Raw genomic sequence first — 21,258 nt, forward strand, 5'->3', positions numbered from 1 at the left:
TCAGTTCCTCATCCTATCATACAAAAAGAAGGTAATATAGCTCTAGGCGCAAGTCAGAAGTCAGAAGTCGGAAGTCAGAAGTAATCTCTGAGTGAATTTGGGCGTTGATAAATCTCTTAACCTTTGCTTCGACTGCTATACCATTCAGAAGAAAAATTTTACCAAAAAATAAGGTCTAAAGCCTCCCCTTTGAAGGGGATGGAAGAAATCAACATCTGTATTTCAAGCCTCTGGGTTAAGCCTGGGGTACTGATAACTGATAACTGATAACTGATAACTGAAATGACGGTGGGGGCAAGATTTTTACCTGGGAATAATGATAGTAAAAATTGTACCTTGCCCAACTGTTGAATTACAGGTAATCATACCACCGTGTTTTTCTGTGACTATTTGATGGGCGATCGCCATCCCTAAACCCGTTCCTTTTCCTACTGCTTTGGTAGTAAATCCTGACTCGAATAGCCTCGCTTTCACTTCTTCTGGGATTCCCGTTCCATTGTCGGCAATTCTCACGATCGCGCTCTTTTTGTCTTCGCTTAATTCCGTCGCAATGGTAATGCAATTACGTTTTTTTTCGATATCGGTAAATGTTTTCCCTTCATTGCTTTCATCTAAAGCATCTATGGCATTCGCCAATAAATTCATAAACACTTGATTTAGTTGTCCCGCATAGCATTTGACTAGGGGAATATTACCATAATTTTTAACGATCTCAATCGCTGGACGGTTTTCATTGGCTTTCAGGCGGTATTTTAAGATTAATAAGGTGCTATCTATCCCGTCATGTAGATTAAACTCGGTTTTGCTGGCGGTATCCGTGCGCGAAAATGTTCGCAGAGATGTGCTGATATTGCGAATTATTTGGCATCCCTCTGCCATTGACGCAATTAGTTTGGGGAAATCTTCGGCAATAAAATCTGTTTCTAGCTCTTCGATTGCTTCGACAATTTCTTGGGGAGGAGAAGTGTTTTCTTGATATAGAGAAAGGGCTGATAGCAAATCTTGCAAATGTTCTTGGGCTGCATCTACATTGCCACTGATAAAGCCAACCGGATTATTAATTTCGTGAGCCACCCCTGCTACCAAATTGCCCAAGGTAGCCATTTTTTCACTTTGAACTAATTGTAGTTGAGCCGCTTGTAAATCCTTGAGGGTTTGTTGCGCTTGTTGATACAATCTAGCATTTTGTAGGGATATTGCTGCTTGAGCGCATAATGTATCTAAAATTTCTAGGCGCTCGGTAGTAAACGCATCTGCGGTTAAACGATTTTCTAAGTAGAGAATCCCGATTAATTTCCCTCTCTCTTGTAAAGGCATACACAGTAAACTTTGGGGATGAAAACGCAGTAAATAGTTATCGGCAGCAAACTGTTCTTGGGCAGCTTGGGCATCTAAAAGTGCTGTTTCTGTAGTGCGTCGGACATAGTTAATCAATCCTACTGGTAAGTTTTGACTATCTTCCCAGGGAATGGATTGATTTAATGAATCTATGGTTAATTTACTGCTGTCTCCAGTACGATTTGCGATCGCCTCTATCGTCAATCCTGTTTCACTGCTTAATAATAATGCACTTTTTGTGGCTCCGGCATTTTCCAAAATAATCTTGAGAATAGTGGATAGCAGGCGATCAAGTTCAATTTCTCCCGATAAAGTTTGAGAGGCTTTTAAGAGAGAAGAAAAGTCAAGAATAGAGGAAATATTGGCAACGGTTGCGGTTTGAGAATGAGAATGACTTGTAAGTTTGGAAATGCTTGTTTTTGAAGATAAGGACTGGCGTTTGCTTTCCAAAATAGGTTTTAATAGTTGGGGATAGCGTAGTTCGAGGTCTTTGATTTTGGCTTTAGCACCCCATTGAGCATAGCAATAGTAAGCTTCTTGTAGATAAAGCGTGGCAAATTTTTCTTTGCCCCAGTCCAGGTAGAATTTGGCAGCGAGTTCGTTTGCTAAGGCTTCTTCTTGGATATATTTGTTTTCTTTGGCTGCAGCAATTGCGCGATCGTAAAGATCAATACAGTGTACTTTATTTCCCAAGAAACTGTTCACAGTGGCATCAACTAAAAAGTATTTGTGGGAAAAATTTTCATGGCAACTCGCCGCCCATTGCTTGAGTTTAGCTTGGTTGAACTTGATTTTTTCCAAATAATCATTGTTTGAAATTAAGGAATGAAGACGACAATATTCTATCGCAGCTATCGACTGATAAAAATTAAGAGCTGCAATCTGATATTTACCCGGTATAACATTAATTATTTCCTCTGCCGCTCCTGCTGCAATCAGAGCCTCTTCATAGCGACCATACAAACACAAAATTTTCGTTTTTAAGATCCAATAATGACAAATAGCATAGGTGCTGTTATTAGCCTGACAATTCTTTAAATACTCCTGTTCCGTGAGAATATTGTTCGAGGAATTTTGGGTGATATCGGCAAGCCAAATATTCAAGCCAAGCATAACATCCACGGCAAGTTGATAATTAAGTGTCCGAGTAGCAAACTCCAAATGTTGTGGAAGGGTTTCCTGGATTTCTAGAATATTATCCCCCGCATAAAATGGGTTCAGGGACTTGTACATTAGAATATTGGCAGAAAAAATCAGTTCTCCAGACTCCAAACCTGCAACCAACCCTTCATTGAAAATAGATTCTGCTTCACGCAGAGGGCGCACCCAAGACAGGATGTTATTCCCAAGAATGTAACACGCTTTACAAAGATCGCTGCCCTGATGGAAGCGTTTAGCTAATTTTTCTGCAAGTTGGCCAAATTCATAGCCTAATTGATAATTGCCCTGTTTTCCTCCCACATACATCCCATAGGAAGAAAATCCATAGCTTGATTCAGCGACCATACCAAAGTTGAGGGATATAAAAACAATCGATAATGTAATCAGAAAGTACAGGTCTTCTTTTTGCAGGACATAAGTTGGCACTAACAAATTATTGAGTATTTTTATAATTGCACGCTTGTCTGGAACGGTTGCTTCTGGCTCCGAAACGATCTGTTCTATCTTCCGATTGCCAAGCTTGAGATCAATCTGAACTTGACAAGATTCGATTTTTTCTTTTAAGTTCGTTTCCAACAAGTCGAAATTCAAGCAGTCTAAAGCTTTTTTCCCATATTCAAGCGCCTGAAGGAATTCTCCTTGTAAGGTAAATTGCAAAACAGCAAGATTAAATGCTTCAGCCCGATCGATCGCCTGTTTGGTGGATTGCACGATCGATTCAACAAGTGCAAGAGATGTGGCAAACTTTCCTGATAGATAGTTAACTTCTGCTAGGTTAAGGTAAACCTCCAAAGTAACTTCGTAGCAATGCTGCCAACTATTAGTTGGTAAAAGTTGCCTGGCTATTTCCAAATAATCCATGGCCGATTCATATGCTGTGGTTTCTTTGGCTCTAATCCCGGCAATGCGGTTGAGACGAAGGAGTTCCGAGGGTTCTTTCTGGGTTTGAGAATTGTCAATCCCTTTATTTAAGTGATTGACAATTGCAAAAATGCGATCTACAAGTCGATCTGGTGATATGCTAGCAAGCAACAGCTGACCAATTTGAACGTGGGCGATTTGCTTTTTTTCTTCTGGAATTAAAGCATAAGCAGCTTGTTGAACGCGATCGTGTAGGAAACGATAATTTACATCAATTCTCTCAGTTTCAGCAGAGTTAATTTCACCTTGAAAAAACTTGTAAGCTTGGCTAATCGGTAAAACCATCCCTTCTTGTAGGGTACTCCAAAGTTGGCTTGCTACTTCTTCTGCTCGAGTTTGACAAACAACAGCCAAAGTCTCCAAATCAAACTGGTTACCAATACAAGCCGCCAATTTCAACACCTCCTGTGTTGCTGCGGGTAACTTCTGCAACCTTCGGGCCATAAATTCCACCACATCATCCGTGAGAGCTGCATCTCGCACTTGAACCAAATCGCATTCCCAATATCCCAAATTTTGATTAAATAAAATCAATTTATCTTCATACAACCCTTTCAATAATTGTGTAGTAAAGAACGGATTTCCTTGGGTCTTCCGATAAACCAATTCTGTCAGTGGTTGAGATTGTTCTACTTGGCAAATCAGGGTTTCTGCTACAAGCTGATTGATGTGATGCACAAATAAGGGAGCCAGGGTAATGGTAGAAATTGCTGCTTCCTGCTTCTCCAATTCGGCTAGAGTCAATATCAGAGGATGGGCGGGGAAAACTTCGTTATCCCGATATGCTCCCAGAAGCAGTAGATATCCTGTTGTGCTATTCCCCATCAACACCTTCATTAGATTTAATGATGCCGAATCTGCCCATTGCAAGTCATCAAGAAAGATAACTAAAGGATGTTCTTTGGTGGTGAAAACGGCAATGAATTTCTCAAAGAGTAAGTTAAAGCGATTTTGGGCAGCGCTTCCAGATAGTTCAGGGACGGGAGGCTGTTTGTCAATAACTGCTTCGAGTTCAGGGATAACATCAATCAGAACTTGTCCGTTATTTCCTAACGCTTCCAGGATTTGAGTTTTCCAATTGGCTAATTCCGCATCAGATTCGCTGAGGATTTGCCCCATTAAGCTGCGGAAAGCTTGTACAAAGGCAGAGAATGGAACATTGCGGTTAAATTGATCGAATTTGCCTTTGATAAAGTAACCTCGTTGTTTGACAATAGGTTTATGAACTTCATTAACGACGGCAGTTTTCCCAATGCCAGAAAAACCAGCCACTAGGATCATTTCTGCTCTACCTCCCCCCTTACTAAGGGGGGTTTGGGGGGGATGAGCAACTCGCTCAAAGGCATCCAGTAGTGCTTGGACTTCTTTTTCTCTTCCATAGAGTTTTTCGGGAATCAGGAAGCGATCGCTCCTATCCTGTTCTCCTAACTCAAAAGACTCTATTTTCCCAGTTTCCAACCATTGTTTTCTGCATTTCTCCAAGTCATATTTGAGTCCCAAAGCACTTTGATAGCGTGACTCAGCATTTTTTCCCATCAGCTTCAGAACAATATCCGATAGGGTTGGCGGACATAAATCTCCACCCAATACTACCGAGTTACTCAGAGGATCGGGAGAGATAGCGATATGAGCATGAATCAGTTCTAAGGCGTCATCACTGTTAAAGGGTAAAGTTCCTGTCAGTAATTCATAAAATGTGACTCCAAGCGAGTAAAAGTCACTGCGATAGTCTACTGCCCGATTCATCCGTCCTGTTTGCTCTGGAGACAAGTAAGCGAGGGTTCCTTCTAAGACATTGGGGGTTGTAGCTGCTTGGGTTTCTTTTGGTAATAGGGTAGAAATACTAAAATCGATTAATTTTACTTGTTTAGTTTCTGGATGAATCAGTATATTTGCTGGTTTAATATCTTTGTGAATAATATAGTTATTGTGCAGTTGGTGTATAATTTCTGAGAGTTGGATAGCAATATCTAAAAATTGAGACAGACATAGGGATGCTCTTGCCTGATACTCGGCCAAAGATATGCCTCCCATATCTTCCATAATCAGGGCGTAGCGGTTTTCGTAACGTTGGAGGGCATAAGTTTTAATGATACCTTCTATATCTAGATTTTTACTAATTACATATTGATTTCGAAACTGAACCAATTCTGTGAAGGAAGGATATTGATTGTGCATCAATTTAATAATCACAGGTTGTCCATTTTCCACATTTTGCGCGCGATATACTTCTGTGCGATCGCTCTTATGAATCAGTTCCTGGGCATAATAATTATCAATTTTAATTGTTTTGATCTTACTCATTGGCCTGGTTTGTTCCTTTTTAAGTTTAATTTTTATTTTTATTATATTTTGTCTAGTTTACTTCATGTTTTGGCCAAAGTCCAGCTATTATGTCATGTCCGGTTGAATACTTACACTTTGGAGGAAGTAATATCAAATCCGGTAGCATCTGTATAAAAAAGCAGAGAAACCGGGCAAAGTCTCAAATGCCCTAGTACGGACGTTTTTCGCTAAGAGCGGACATGAAACGCTTGCGCGACATGTTTGCGGAGCATTCCGTAAGGAAAACGCATTTTTGTTATGCAACGTCCCTACCATTAACCTCCCACAAACCCGGTTTCTTATAACACTTCCATGAAGAGCGGATTTGATATAAGGCACCTATGCTGAAGGCAGCTATGCTGAAGGAAAAAAAGGTACTTACGGGAGAAAGTTTTTGAGCGCTGATTATCCGAACATGATATTATATATATTTACCAAAAAATCAGGTCTCTTGCCTCCCCTTTGAAGGCTATGGAAAAAATAAACATCCGTATTTCAATCCCAATGGTGAGTGCCAGGGGGACTGATAACTGATAACTGATAACTGATAACTGAAATGAAGGTTATCTGTTTAAATCATTAGTGCCATCGGAATGCTTGCTTGGTGGTTATTGCTACAGTTTAAACAAGGATTTTAATTTGATTTGGGAATAATGATAGTAAAAATTGTACCTTCCCCAACTGTTGAATTACAGGTAATCATACCACCGTGTTTTTCTTCAATAATTTGACGCGCGATCGCCATTCCCAAACCTGTCCCCTTGCTAACCTCTTTGGTAGTAAATCCATCCTCAAAAATCCGCGCTTGGGTTTCTGGTTTCATCCCACAACCGTTATCTTGAATGCGAACCTGTACCCGATCGTTTCCTAGCATTTTCGTCTCAATGACAATCTGATTCGGAGCAGCTTTGATTTCAGCGAAAGTTTTGCCTTGATTTGCTTCCTCAATGGCATCAATAGCGTTAGCAAGTATATTCATAAAAACTTGATTTATCTGCCCCGGAAAACAATAAACTTCCGGAATATTATCGTAATACTTCACGATCTCAATTGCTGGACGATCGGCGTTAGCTTTAGTACGGTGCTTGAGAATGAGCAGGGTACTATTGAGTCCATCCTCCAGTTTGAATGCAACTTTGTTGTCTTGATCGCGACGTGCGAATATTCTCAGGCTATCGCTGACATCACCAATGCGAGCGACACCCAAGTTCATTGAACTAAGGATTTTAGGTAAATCTTCGCGAATAAATTCTAAATCTGCTGCTTCGAGTTCATCTTGAATATGGGTTGCATTGCTAGGGCATTCTTGTAGCAGAAAATCAATCAGATCGAATAGTTCTTGCACATACGTCATAGCTGGCTCAATATTTGCCTTAATAAAGCCTGTGGGATTATTGATTTCATGGGCAACTCCTGCCATTAATTCACCCAAAGATGCCATTTTTTCAGCTTGAATTAACTGAAGTTGCGTGGCTTTCATCTGGCGATATTGAGTTTGTAAATCTTCATTAATCTGGATCAATTTTTTGTTTTTTTCAGTCACTTGTGCCGTCTGTTGATAAAGCTGCTGCCGAAGATGATAGATTTCAATATGGGTGGCAATGCGAACCAAAACTTCTTCTCGTTGGAATGGTTTGGTAATGTAGTCCACTCCCCCTACATCAAAGGCTTTGACTTTATCTAAAGCTGCATCAAGGGCGCTGATGAAAATAATCGGTATATCTCGCGTTTCCGATTGCGATTTAATCGCTTGACAAACGGCATAACCATCCATATCTGGCATCATTACATCAAGTACGATCAAATCCGGTTGAGGGATTTTTCCAGCCAACTCTAAAGCCTTTGTGCCATTTTTTGCTGCCACAATTGCATAATCATTTTTGAGAATTTCCAGGAGAATGTGGATATTCTGGGGATCATCATCAACAATCAACACCTTTGATTTCGTTGGGTAAGTTTGAGCAGTGGGGGTCATTTCAGTTATCAGTTATCAGTTATGCCAGGGAACAGGGAACAGTTGGAAAAACATTTCCTAGTCTAAGATTCATCATCAATAGTTGTCAAGAGCCAATTCTTTCTTAGCTACATCAGTACCTCATTTTTTAGTCATAGTCGAGCTTTCTATAGTTATAGCAGGGAACAGGGAACAGGGAACAGGGAACAGTTGGAAAAAAATTTCCTAGTCTAAGATTCATCATCAGTAGTTGTCATATCAAATCCGTTTAATTGGACATAAAAAAACTCCTATCTTCATAACTACGCTCATCTTTATAATTCTTGCTCCTCCTGACTCCTTCTGAGTTAAGCAATCTATAACTATTTAACCGGATTTGATATCAAGAGCCAATTCTTTCTTAGCTATAATAGTTAACGATAATTATAATTTGACTGGATGCAAGATCGGAGGAAGTTTTAGTTAAAGATTTGTTATACTTCTATTCTATTCGCGCAATTAAATCTTGGAGTCGTGCGAGGGCCGTATCCGTATCAAACTCGAATATAGCATCTTGAAGTTCTTGAATATCTGCACTATGGGGCGTTCCCTTGGCTAATTTATTTAACTCTTTGATTCGTTCTAAAGCTGCTGCCATATCTATGTGCAAGAGATGTTCGAGTTCTTGAAGAATCGGTTTCAGGACTGGTAGTTCGTCCTGGCTGAATTGAGCGTTCTCGGCAGCAGTTGATGCTTCTGCTCGCTCTAATTTTCCGAGGGAATCCATCACGACGGCAAAGCACTCCCTGAAAGTTTGCATTAAACCAGGCAGTGCTTCAGTTGTAGATTTTTTTTGCAAAGATTTCTCAAGGGCAACTGCAGCAGCAAACAAATCTGTGGCTCCGATATTACCTGCCGTGCCTTTGATGGTGTGCACTTGATTCCGAGCGAGGGCGTAGTCGGCTGCATCGATCGCCTCTTGGAGTTCGGCCAGAGTATTTTGGTTCTTGTCGTAAAACAGCAGCAAAATCCGGCGGTAGGCATCAAGATTTCCTCCTAGACAATCAACCCCTACACTGATATCAATCCCCTCCAAAAGCAGTTGCTTTTCGGCAGCAAGGGGCAAAGCTGGGGAAGAGATTGTCTCTGAATCCGCAAGTCTGGCGGCTGTTTCGTTGTCCCTCCTGCCATTGCTCTGTTGGAGCCAACGGAGCAGAGTTCGGAAAACATGGTTTGGCTCAATTGGCTTGGTGATATGATCGTTCATGCCCGCTTCCAAGCTCAGATCCTGATCGCCAATCAGAGCATGAGCAGTCATGGCGATTACGATCAAGCCCGCAAAGCGTTGGCGATCAGGACGATCTGATTTAGCCAAAGCTCGGATCTGCCTGGTAGCTTCCAAACCGTCCATTTCTGGCATTTGAATATCCATCAACACTGCATCGTAATGGTTGCGTTCCACCGCTGCCAAAGCCTCCAGACCATTATTGGCAGTGTCGAGAATTGCACCCGCGCCTTGCAATAGTTCTCTGGCGATCTGCTGATTGATTTCGTTATCTTCGACTAGCAATAGCTTATAACCTGATAAGGAATGGGGATTAGTTGCAGATTGACTCTGTTCGTACTCACTTGCAGGTTTGATTCCGATGTCAGTACCGAATGCCTTGATCAGAGTATCATAGAGCGTCGAACGATTGACGGGCTTGGATAGACAATCCTCAACACCCGCTTCTTTGGCACGCTGTTGCACATCCGTTTGCCCGTAGCCAGTAACGAGCAGAATCCGAGGTTGGTGGGGTAGGGAGGCAGTGCGGATTCCTTGAATCAATTCAATGCTATCCATCCCATGGGGCATATGCCAATCCATCAGCACCAGTTGATAGGGGATATCAGTCCTTTGGAGAACTTCGAGTGCTTCTTCTCCGGAAGCAACGGCATCAACCTGCATAGAAAAGGACTGTAAAACTTTCGTGAAAATGTTACGTGCTGAACTGCTGTCATCGACGATCAGCGCTTTTATATCTTCTAGTGCTGCGGCTAGAACGTGAGTTTTTAAAGGCGTAGAAACCGTTTCAAACACGGCAAAAAATTGAAATTTGCTACCTTTGCCGAGCTCGCTTTCTACCCAGATATCGCCCCCCATCATCTTAACCAAGCGTTTGCAAATAGCTAAACCTAAGCCAGTCCCACCATATTTGCGCGTAGTCGAGTCATCTGCTTGACTGAAACTGCGGAACAATTGTTTACATTGATCTGGGGTTAGCCCGATCCCCGTATCCTGAACGGAAAACTCTAAGGTAATGCTATTGTCTTGACGTTCTCGTAAAACAATCTGAACGATGACTTCACCGGCTTCGGTAAATTTGACGGCGTTACTGGTGAGATTTAGGAGGATTTGTTCCAATCGCAGGGGGTCGCCTTTTAGAGAATTTGGAATCTCCGGATCGATACCAATCAAGAATTCGAGACCTTTCTCTTCCGCCCGCAAACTCACTAGATTTGATACATTTTGTAGGATTGTGTCAAGCTCAAAATCTATTTTTTCCAGTGCTAGCTTGCCCGCTTCAATTTTTGAGAAATCAAGAATATCGTTAATGAGGTGCAGAAGCGATTGACCAGACATTTCGATTTTCTGGATATAGTCTACCTGTTGGGTATTGAGGTTTGTCTGCAATGCCAAGTGACTTAAACCCAAAATCGCATTCATGGGGGTTCTAATCTCGTGACTCATAACTGCCAGAAAATTGCTTTTGGCCGCGTTAGCTGATTCTGCCAACTCCCGTGCTTCTTCGAGTTGCTCGGCTCGTCCCTGTTCTGTTTCTCGCAGTTGATCAAGTTCTAGCAATTCCTGTTTGAACAATTTCAGACTACTGAAGATAACATCAAATTCCCGATCATAGCGATCTTCTTCAATCTCGTAGTCTCCCTGACGCGATCGTAGATATTCTACTGCCAGAGTAATTTTCTCTAAGGGTTGAAGAATTGAATTGCGAACGAAGAAAATCAAAAGTAACACTAGAGTAATACCTGCTGAAATCGTAAACACCATTATGAGATTGAGGTATGTCACAAACTGGTTGAGGGAATTTTTACTTTTATCAACTTGTTCCCGAGCAGTTCTTGAGAGACTTTCTAGCAATTCTTGGGCTTCTTGGTAGTTGCGACGCTCCAAGTTTTCAATGGTTTGGAGAGTCTCTTCGCGATTATTCTCCTGGTATGTCTTGAGAATGCTCTCTCCTACAGTTTTAAGTTCATTAAAGAGCCGTTTTATCTCCCGGAGCTTAATGGTTTCCTGTGTTTTTTGCTCCAAGGCACTGAGATTGTCGAAAGTAATTTCAAAATCAAGCGCATATTGAAAAAACTCCCGTTTGGCATCCGGATCGTTAAGGATGAAACGGTTCAAAGTTGCTAGCATATTGCTGGCGAGTTCCGATAGTTCCAGATAGTAGCGGACTCCAGGGAGATCGTCGTTTACCACCTCATCAAAATTCTTCGATTTTCCAGCATCAGCTAGTTCTTCCTCTTTGAGTTCTTGCAGGAGCTTTTCCATCGGGATACCCACATCTTTAAGTAGGGTGCTGATCTGCTTACTAGCTTTGCGATCGGCACTGGGGTCGTAACCGCGAAATACTTTTGTCTCTGATTCTTCCCGGAAATTCTCAATAAGTCTGTCCAAGCGCTCCCAGTCTCGCTTGCGGGTGTTACGAATTTTGATAGAAATGTTATCTCGAAATTCTAATAACTCACTATAATTTTTAAAATATTCCTGCTCTTCTTCTTCCTCGCCGAGAACGTACTCTAATAAGTTACCACTCATAGTCCCCAACTCTTCAAGCATACTGATCGTGCCTACTGCTTTGGGGACTTCTACTTCTAGCACTTGCTGGGTCGATTTTTTAACTTGGTAACTAAAAAATAGAACGCCAACAGAAACGCCACTAATGACTAGAAATATGAGAAAGAAGATGAAGTTAAGGCGGACGACAACCGAACGCTTCTTTTTAAAGATTTGTGCTTGGAAGCTTTCCCAAGAACTGAGAAATTTTAAATCAGTGACTTTCGGCCAGTTTGTTTTTTTCATAATAACCCAAGGATTTTAATTAATTTGATTAGGACTTACGCATGAACGCTATTGTGGATTGTTTCACCTAAAATAGTGCATTATATTTTACAGCGCTTTTCAGTTGAGTAGACCACAAAACTGTTGCAGGAGTAATGAGTAAGGAGTAATGAGTAATGAGTAAGGAGTAAGGAGGTAGGAACGTTACATAACAAAAATGCGTTTTCTTATAGGGAATGCTGCGCAAACATGTCGCGCTCGCTATAAGTTTCATGTCCGCTCAAGCGCGGAAAACGTCCGTACGGAGTAATGAGTAAGGAGTCAGTATGATTGTGGTTTATTCATATAAAAACCGCTGTAGGTTGTGGGAAGACAAGGAAGACAAGGAAGACAAGGTGGTAAGGGAGAAAAAAGCCTATTGCACTATTTTAGGTGAAACAGTCCAGTAGGGTGTGTTTTGCTAACGCAAAGCTCCGCTAACGCTACGCGACATGTTTGCGGAGCATTCCGTCAGGAAAAAGCTCGCTTAGTAACGCACCAAGGCTCTATATTACCTTTAGACATCTCCGGAAAAGAGGGAATAGGGAACAGGGAACAGGGAACAGGCAGGAGTAATTGATAATTTATCAATAAGAATTGATTTAATTTTTGATTATTGGAGATGTCTTTTGCGTAAGTCCTGATATTATTGAGGAATAGAGATAGTAAACTTTACCCCCTGTTCGAGTTTGCTTTCTGCGCAGATCGTTCCTTGCAGTTTTTGCGTTACCAAATTATAAACTATATGCAGTCCCAAACCTGTTCCGCCTTGATTTCTCGCCGTTGTATAAAACGGCTCAAAAATTTTATCAAGCTCTGCTTCTGCAATACCGCAACCATCATCAGTATATTCAATCATTAATCTCTCTTTTTTTTGTTCTATTCTCCAATTTAATTCTCCACTTTTGCCATCAGGATAACCATGAAGCAGAGAATTGTTGGTTAAATTGGTGACGATTTGCGCCAATGCTCCGGGATAAGTTTTGATCTGGAGATTTTCATCTCCTTCGATGTTCACTTCATGTCCCTGTTGTCGGATGTTAGGCATTAAACTGGTTATCACTTCGCTCACGTATCCTTTGATGGCAAAGCTACGCATTTCTAGATAGGTTTGATCGACAGCTACTTGCTTAAAACTGCCAATCAATTCCCCCGCTCGCTTTAAATACTGGCAAATTAGTTGGGTACATTCTTCGCTGGTTTCTATGTAATTGTTTAAAACAGAGCGCTTGATTTGCCCAGAAGCGATCGCCGAAGCCAATGCTTCAGTTTCGGAATTTAGGGTTGAGGCAACGGTGATGCTGGTGCCAACTGGAGTATTAATCTCGTGGGCGACTCCCGCTACCAGACCTCCCAAAGATGCCATTTTTTCTGATTCTACAAGTTGTTTTTGAGTATCTTTCAGGTTTTGGAGAGCTTGGGATAATTCGGCAGTTCGCTCTTGTACCTTGATTTCCAAATTATTGTATAGTTGAGCATTTTCGAGGGAAATGGCTGCTTGAGAACAAAGCAAATTCAAGATGGCGATTCGATCGCTAGTAAATGCACCACTCACTTGATTGTTTTCCAAGTAGAGAATGCCTCGGAGTTTACCTCTGTCTATTAAAGGCAGACATAATATAGACTGGGGTTGATGTTTTTGGATGTATTTATCTCGGCTATAGTCGTTGTCTTCTTTGGCATTATCTAAAACCAGGTGTTCCCTTGTATTTTTGACTTGATTAACCAGGGTTAAGGGCACATTGTTACTTTCTTCAACCGGAATGCTGATTGCAGACATTTCTTCTTTTGTTGCGTGGGCGTTTAGCATGAGATTCTCTGCTTCCAAGAGCATGAGAGCAACGGTTTCAGCTCCAGCGGTTTCTTGGATGACTTGTATGAAATTGGTAATGGCACTCTTGAGATCAATTTCTTGGGAAAGGCTGCGGGATGCTTTCATTAGGCTGGCTAAATCTAACAGTTCTCCGGTGGAGGTATTGGTGCTAGAAACCGTCCCTTTGGTGAGAGTGGTAATTTTATCGTTGGCAGTGACGCCTAATTGTTGCCGTTGGAGAATGGGGAATAGCAGTTCGGGATAGCGTTTTTCGAGGTCATTGATTTTGGCTTTAGCTCCCCAAAGAGCATAGCAGTAATAAGCTTCTTGCATATAAACGCTTGCTACTTTTTCTTTGCCCCAGTCGAGATAAAATTTAGCTGCCAGTTCGTTACCAAGAGCTTCTTCTTGGATGTATTCGGTTGCTTTCGCTCCGGCAATAGCACGATCGTATAGCTCGATCGCTTCTAGTTTTTTTCCTAAAATTCGATGGCGTTCGGCTGCAATCAAATCGCATTTATGTTGAAAATTCATTGGTGCATGGGAAGCCCAATGTTCTTGCAATTCCCCTAGATTTTTAGCCACCCGTTCCCAGCCTTGAGAGGATGAGAGTAACTGATGCTGTAAACCAGCTAAAGTGGTTAAAGCATCGTAGAAATATAACCAAGGTTGAGTCATCATTCCCATCGTGCCAACCAAGTATTTTTGGGCTTCAACAGCATAATTTAGGGCTGATTCGATATCTTCAAACAGATAAGAAAGCATCAGTTTATATAGGTTGAACATTGACAACCCTGCTAACTCATTTTCACGGGATAATTCAGTCAGCAATTCAGTTTCTCGGGCACGATCCTCACCCATCACACAGGGATCTGATGTAACCCCAAGCAAATTTAAACACACTTGTAGGTGCATTCGACACCACCTTGCTGGTATTAATTGATTTAACTGCACCAACCCCTGCTCGTAAGGATGAATTTCTTGCTGTATATCACTCAGAGATAAACCTACCAACAAAGAATGTAAGCCAAGGTTGTGAGCAGAATTTGCTGCCCATTCCAATTTGCCAGTCTCTAAGGCCAATACATAGTTTTCCCGCATAGCAGGAACCGTTTCTCTGAGAGGAAACTTTCGTGGTAAAATACTAATTGCTAGAGTTACCATCATAGCTGCTTTAATAGGTTTGTCATCGAATTTAGAGACAATATCTAGGGCTAAGTGTCCTAATTGAGCGCCCTTTTCTACCTGTTTTAAAAGATTGCAATTGATGAAACTGTAATTGACATAAGCAAAGGCTGAAATTGGGGTGTTGCCATAGCTCAGGGAAAGGTTAACTATTTTGGCACTCAGCAAAACAAAGAGAGCGGTAGCACCCACAAGATAAGCTGGCAAAGTCATAAGATAAGCAATTTCAACGATCGCTTTCTGTTTTTCATCCCTCATTACGGGCAGCTCAACAAGTTCCCGAATCTCTCGCTCCCCAATCAGGTTGTCAATCTCCTCCACAACCTGTTGAATATCACTGTCGCTGGGGTTATCGGGAAAGGTTACTCCCAACTGTTGCAAGATTTTTTTGCCGATAGCAATGGCTTCAGGGATTTGGTTTTGATAGGTTTTGGAGAGAATTCTCGTCTGATATAAATTCACATTATCAAGCACGGATTTAGATTTGGCGATCGCTGCTTCTACAAACCCTTCCATTGTTTCAAACTCACCACACAAGGATGCCAATTCGGCAGCTAAATTGTGGAAAGCAAAGGTCATTTCATATTGCCTCTGCCAGGCATTTTCTCCCAACAACGATAAACCAATGCTAGCATATTCGCGCCCGCCTTGATAAGCCGTCGCTGCCCTAGCTTTCCGACAGGCGACAAGATTAAGTCGGGCTAGTTCGTCTCGTTTGCTTTGGTTACTAATTAAAGTATTTCCATAGTTTAATTGACTGACTAACTCAAAAATTCGCTCTTCTCTAGCTTCCATCGGAACTTGTTGCAGCAACAGTTGTCCAATATGGTAGTGGGTTTTGGCTTTTTGGTCTTCTGGAATTAGGGAATAAGCTGCTTGTTGAACTCGATCGTGCAAGAATCGATACCCAACTTTCATAGCTTGAGTCTGGCTTTCTTGAAGGTTTCCTTGAAAAAACTTATACGCCTCGCTGATGGGGAGAATTAATCCTTCTTGCAACCCATTCCAAAGCTCACTCGCTACTTCTTCTCGGGAATTTTCTCGTACAATTGCTAAAGTCTCCAAATCAAACTGGTTACCAATACAAGCTGCCAACTTCAACACCTGCTGCGTTGCTGTCGGCAACTTCTGCAACCGTCCCGCCATAAATTCCACGACATCATCAGTGAGTGCAGCATCTCGCACCTTGACTAAATCGCATTCCCAATATCCAAAATTGCGATTAAATACAATTAATTTATCTTGATACAACCCTTTCAAAAACTGTGTAGTAAAGAAGGGATTCCCCTGAGTCTTTTGATAAACTAATTTGGTGAAAGGCTGAGATTCTTCGACTAAGCATCTCAGGGTTTCTGCAACAAGCTGATTGATGTGATCTACAGATAAGGGAGCAAGAGTAATAGTAGAAATTACAGCCTTTTGCTTCTCCAATTCTGCTAAAGTCAACATCAGAGGATGAGCGGGGAAAACTTCGTTATCACGATAAGCTCCCAGAAGCAGTAGATATCCTGTTGTACTATTCCCCATTAGCACCTTCATCAGATTTAATGATGCTGAATCTGCCCATTGCAAATCGTCTAAAAAGATCGTCAAAGGATGTTCTTGAGTAGTGAAGACAGCAATGAATTTCTCAAAGAGCAAGTTAAAGCGATTTTGAGCTGCACTCCCCGATAATTCTGGTGCGGGAGCTTGTTCCCCAATAACGCTTTCTAGTTCAGGGATGACATCAATCAGAACTTGTCCATTAGTTCCCACTGCTTCCAATATTTGAGTTTTCCACTCAAGCAATTTGGCATCTGATTCTCCCAAAAGTTGCTCCATCAAGCTGCGGAAGGCGATGACGAAAGCACTAAAGGGAATATTACGATTGAATTGGTCAAATTTTCCTTTGATAAAGTACCCTTTTTGCCGGACGATGGGTTTGTGAACTTCATTCACCACAGCGGTTTTCCCGATCCCAGAATATCCTGCTACTAGCATCAGTTCGGCTATCCCCCCCAACCCCCCTTTGAAAGGGGGGAGAAGGAGGGGATTGGGAGTTGGGGGGGATGCTACTCTTTCAAAAGCATCCAGTAGTGCTTGGACTTCTTTTTCCCGTCCATACAGTTTTTCGGGGATTAAAAAGCGATCGCACAAATCCCGCTCTCCCAAAACAAACGCCTCAATTTTTCCCGTTTCTCGATCTTGCACCCAGCATTTTTCTAAATCGTATTTGAACCCGAGAGCGCTTTGATAGCGATCCTCGGCATTTTTTGCCATCAATTTCATCACAATATCTGTTAGAGGTTTAGGTATTGCTCTCTGGTGACTGATTGCAGGAGGTATTTTCGCGATATGTGCGTGGACAAGTTCGAGTGGATCTTTACTTTCAAAAGGGAGTTTTCCTGCCAGGAGTTCGTACAAGGTTACTCCCAAGGAATAAAAATCGCTGCGATAGTCTATGCCACGATTCATCCTTCCGGTTTGTTCGGGAGAAAGATACGCCAGGGTTCCTTCTAACGCATTGGGAGTTTGCAAACTTTGGGTTTCTTTCGGGAGTAACGATGAGATACTAAAGTCGATTAATTTAATTTGTTTGGTTTCTGGATGAATTAAAATATTGGCAGGTTTGATATCTTTATGAACGATCCAATTTTGATGGAGATAGTGCAAGATATCTGCCAGTTGAAGAGAAATTTCCAAAACTTGTTTAATCGAGAGAGAGAATTGGCGCTGATATTCGGCGAGAGAGATGCTTCCTATATCTTCCATGATTAGAGCATAGCCATTATTGTAACGCAAGAGCGAGTCAGGTTTGACGATACCGGGGATGTCTAGATTTTTGGCAATGGCGTACTGATTTCTAAACTGCACTAATTCGTTAAAGGAAGGATATTCCTGACTCATCAATTTGATAACTATCGGTTCTCCATTTTCCACATTCTGACCTCGATATACGAGATTGCGAGCGCTTTCGTGAATAAGTTCAATGGCTTGATAATTAGCTATTTTAATTGTTTTTGTCTCCATCATTTGTCTGGTTTGTTCCTCTTTGAGTCTAATTTTTCTAATCTTAATTAAGCCTACTTATTATATCTAGGACTTACGCCAAGAAACCCGGTTTCTAGGATAAATCCTTGTTTTGAGCAATAGATGTCTACGAGAAACCGGGTTGATGGGTTCACATGGCTTTAGTCCTGATATCATGTCCGGTTGAATTATAAATAAAGAGTCAGGAGTCAGGAGGGAAGATAAGAGAGTTCAAATGTATAAGGAGGAGAAAATTTTTTGATCACTTGTATTAAAAGGAAGTAATTTTGCAATTACTATATAACCTGATTTGATATCAGTAGCAAATCAAGACTGCTTCAAAGTTACCTCATAAGATCAAATCTGGATAATTACTATACCTAAGTCCGCAGCGCCTTACACTCCGTGGAAGGTTTGCGCAGCATTCCGTAAGGAAAGCAATCTTTGGGTTTTAGGAGATTGCTTCCTTTCGTCGCAATGACGACTATTTAACCGGATTTTATATAATGAACCCGACTAAAACAAGGAAGATATTTGTCAATAATTTCATCTTTGATAATCTGCGTTTTCTCAGACAAGTTAATTTGCTGTAGTTGTTTACGCTTATTACGCTCTAACTCATACACACTGATAGCATCAATTAAATAGCTGAGTTCTACGTAATTTTTCATGTTGAAATTTTCCCTGAGTTCATCATATTATTAATATATTTGTTTTTTCAGTTGAAGCAGTGATATGTATCCTCATAATCTGTGAGATTTGTCTTAGTAAATTAACTTCCCTGGCGGGAAGTCCCCCGTTGTCTATCCCCCCTAACCCCACGCATGAAAGGGGGGAGGGCAACGTCGTATGGGAAAGCCAGGGCCAACGGTTAAACGTCTCCACAAATAAAATGTTCCGCTCCCCTTGACTTTCGAGGAGGTATTTGATTACATTACTTGTAATTGAACGTAAGTTCAACGAACACAGGGGGAGGACATCACCTCTGTCATGCGCAGCGGTCAGGGTTTCCCAGGCTGAAGAATCCCTATTTTTCCATCCCCCCTAACCCCCCTTTGAAAGGGGGAATAGAAGGGGAACGTCGGGAGTATGTCAATGAAATATATCAATAGTTATGATGATCTTAGTAAGATTTTCGGGTGATAATTTTCAAGTTTCTGTGTGATTGAACTCACTAAAAGAGGGAACAGGGAACAGGGAACAGGGAACAGGGAACAGGGAAGAATAATTGATAATTTATCCCTATTCCCTCCATACCTATTCCCTCTTTACAGCGCTTTTCAGATCAATGAACCACATCGTCACAACCAGAATTTTGTAGGGACGTTCCATGGAACGTCCCTACTGTGGTTTACCCAAATGAAAACTGCTGTAATCGATTGTTTAACCAGATTCGATCTAAATCCTTCCTCACTCAGCCTCAATCTGTCGTACCACAGTCAACGCTGAATAAGACACTCCGGCGGTACCCTCTCCCGGATGAGTCGAATCTCCCACTAACCACAAATCCTGAATCGGAGTTCGATTAGCAATCCCAAAAGGTCCGAAAGTTGTCAGACGTTGACCAACACCACCAACAATACCTTGCTCCCGTGCCGTAAATTTGAGGAAAGTACGAGGTGTCCCTGCTTCCTGATGAACTATTGTTTCTGGTTTTAAATAAAAATATTCACTCAAACGAGCGATCGCTTCTTCGGTATATTTCTGCTTCAAATCCTCATAATTTTGGCAATGTCGCCAAATTTGAGTATCGGTAAAACTCGAAGCAGTAATTGTTGCTTTACCAGTGGGAGCGCGACCATCTCCCGGATGACTCACGGACACAAACAAGGAATTATTTTCTCCAATCGGACCATCATAATCATAGAAAAATTGTAAGTGGGGCGGACAGTTTGCCGGAATAGCACTTTCATCGACTGCTAAATACACCACAAATGCACCCCACGGCGAAGGGAGTTTATCAACTCGGCGTTTGTAACCAGGTATTGGGTGTGAGGTGTGTGGTTGATTTTCGTCTGCCACTAATTTCACTAAGTTTTGCACAGTGACATTTGCCACAACACGATCGGCAGTTTCTACCCAAGTTTCTCCAGTTTTCTGATTTCTAATTTTAACAGCATTAGCTTTGCCATTATCTACATATATATGTTCAACAGTATGACCCATGAACAATTTTCCTCCGTCTCTTTTTAGAGCTGCAACTAGGCGATCGCTCAAAACCTGCATACTTCCCTCTAAATGGTACAAACCTTGAGGAGCTTGAGAAACAGCTAGAGCTGTCGCAGCGTAAAGTAAAGCTGTTTCCTCCGTACCAACTTGGGAGTAAAGTTTCAGTTGTAAATCTAGAAAAGTTTTCAACCGTAGATTATCATTTAAGCGATACAACCGTAACGCATCCGCCACTGTCATTAAAGTAAATGGCACTGTAATTAGAGTATCCGGACGCAGTGCTTTTACTAACTGCCACACATCCCAAATATTTCGGGGTGGCAAAACTGGATCGCGCCCTTGAAACTTCCAACTTGCCTCAAACAACTTTGTCATTAATTGCCAAAAGGGTTCGCTACCGGGAAATTGCCGTTGTCTTTCTTCTTGCCATTTTTCGGGATCGCGCCAAACATTGATAGGTTCGGTTTCGCCAGGCAGAAATACGGCGCAGGCAGGATCGCAATAGGTGGCGTTCGGGATGTCTATTTCCAATTCTGAGAAAATCCGGTGATGGATGCCATCGGGTTCTAAACCTGCGACTTGAGTTGCCCCAACATCAAAAGTAAAGCCACGCCGTTTGAAGGTTGAGGCGCAGCCACCAGGAATGATAGCTTGGTCAAATATCTGGACTTCGTAGCCTCTATGGGCCAGTAAGGCTGCTGTGGTAAGGCCACCAATACCAGCACCACATACCACAACTTTTGATTTTTGTATAGTCTTTTTAGAGGACATAGGATAATTATTAACATTTTTTAACTAAATATTAATATAATCTGTCCTTCGAGTTAATGGCAAAATTTAGAATTTAGAATTCTGTTTTTGACAATTTTTTTTATAGGTATAAAAAAGCAGAGAAACCGGGTTTATATCAAATGCTCTACAATACTAACATTGACCTTCCACAAACCCGGTTTCTGATAATCAACAACAATTATCTGGATGATTGTAGACCATTTTTTGATATAGAAAATGATGGTTTTAGCAATGTCTTTACTGCACAACGATTAGGATTATCTTCTGGTTTTTATACTATTAAACTAGCGATCGCTGATACGGACGATAACCTTCTATAGTTATAGGTTTATTGGGAGTTTGTTTTGCCGATTCATTACTCAAGAAAAAATCAACCAAGTCTCATAACGAATATCTCTAAGAGTGTTAAATAATCTAGGTATAAATTATCAATATTCACCGAAAAATAAAGGTTTAAAGGAGAAAGGAGAAAAAAGAAAAAAATTTCCTTTTTAACCAATCCTCTTCTGTTGA

The 21,258-nt window shown here is 41.5% G+C and carries 7 protein-coding genes; 1 reads left to right on the forward strand and 6 read right to left on the reverse strand.

Translation table 11 applies throughout. The features are described from left to right. Window positions 1-303 precede the first annotated feature (303 nt). From F6K40_RS15290 to crtD, 6 genes are all read right to left on the reverse strand, one after another. Window positions 304-5,724, reverse strand: coding sequence for a trifunctional serine/threonine-protein kinase/ATP-binding protein/sensor histidine kinase (locus F6K40_RS15290; RefSeq protein ID WP_293137256.1), 5,421 nt, complete (start codon window positions 5,722-5,724; stop codon window positions 304-306). Window positions 5,725-6,379: 655 nt separating this feature from the next. After that, on the reverse strand, window positions 6,380-7,720 hold the full coding sequence (locus tag F6K40_RS15295; RefSeq protein ID WP_293137258.1) for a hybrid sensor histidine kinase/response regulator: 1,341 nt from the start codon (window positions 7,718-7,720) through the stop codon (window positions 6,380-6,382). A gap of 460 nt (window positions 7,721-8,180) precedes the next feature. After that, the gene (locus F6K40_RS15300; RefSeq protein ID WP_293137260.1) at window positions 8,181-11,759 is read right to left on the reverse strand and encodes a hybrid sensor histidine kinase/response regulator; all 3,579 of its coding nucleotides are present in this window, start codon (window positions 11,757-11,759) and stop codon (window positions 8,181-8,183) included. 664 nt (window positions 11,760-12,423) lie between these two features. Beyond that, window positions 12,424-17,787 (reverse strand): trifunctional serine/threonine-protein kinase/ATP-binding protein/sensor histidine kinase, encoded by a 5,364-nt coding sequence (locus F6K40_RS15305; RefSeq protein ID WP_293137262.1) that lies wholly within the window; start codon window positions 17,785-17,787, stop codon window positions 12,424-12,426. Window positions 17,788-18,272: 485 nt separating this feature from the next. Beyond that, window positions 18,273-18,455 (reverse strand): hypothetical protein, encoded by a 183-nt coding sequence (locus F6K40_RS15310; RefSeq protein WP_293137264.1) that lies wholly within the window; start codon window positions 18,453-18,455, stop codon window positions 18,273-18,275. 739 nt (window positions 18,456-19,194) lie between these two features. After that, window positions 19,195-20,724, reverse strand: a complete 1,530-nt coding sequence (gene crtD / locus F6K40_RS15315; protein ID WP_293137266.1) for a C-3',4' desaturase CrtD — start codon at window positions 20,722-20,724, stop codon at window positions 19,195-19,197. 140 nt (window positions 20,725-20,864) lie between these two features. Between crtD and F6K40_RS15320 the strand changes: the two genes are divergently transcribed. Next, on the forward strand, window positions 20,865-21,065 hold the full coding sequence (locus F6K40_RS15320; RefSeq protein ID WP_293137268.1) for a choice-of-anchor L domain-containing protein: 201 nt from the start codon (window positions 20,865-20,867) through the stop codon (window positions 21,063-21,065). The last annotated feature ends 193 nt before the right edge of the window (window positions 21,066-21,258 follow it).

Source organism: Okeania sp. SIO3I5, from assembly GCF_010672085.1.
Classification (GTDB): Bacteria; Cyanobacteriota; Cyanobacteriia; order Cyanobacteriales; family Microcoleaceae; genus Trichodesmium.

Excerpts from the sequence above, each read along its gene's own strand:
- F6K40_RS15290 (WP_293137256.1), bottom strand. The coding sequence starts at position 5,724 with ATGAGTAAGATCAAAACAATTAAAATTGATAATTATTATGCCCAGGAA.
- F6K40_RS15295 (WP_293137258.1), bottom strand. The coding sequence starts at position 7,720 with ATGACCCCCACTGCTCAAACTTACCCAACGAAATCAAAGGTGTTGATT.
- F6K40_RS15300 (WP_293137260.1), bottom strand. The coding sequence starts at position 11,759 with ATGAAAAAAACAAACTGGCCGAAAGTCACTGATTTAAAATTTCTCAGT.
- F6K40_RS15305 (WP_293137262.1), bottom strand. The coding sequence starts at position 17,787 with ATGATGGAGACAAAAACAATTAAAATAGCTAATTATCAAGCCATTGAA.
- F6K40_RS15310 (WP_293137264.1), bottom strand. The coding sequence starts at position 18,455 with ATGAAAAATTACGTAGAACTCAGCTATTTAATTGATGCTATCAGTGTG.
- crtD (WP_293137266.1), bottom strand. The coding sequence starts at position 20,724 with ATGTCCTCTAAAAAGACTATACAAAAATCAAAAGTTGTGGTATGTGGT.
- F6K40_RS15320 (WP_293137268.1), top strand. The coding sequence starts at position 20,865 with ATGCTCTACAATACTAACATTGACCTTCCACAAACCCGGTTTCTGATA.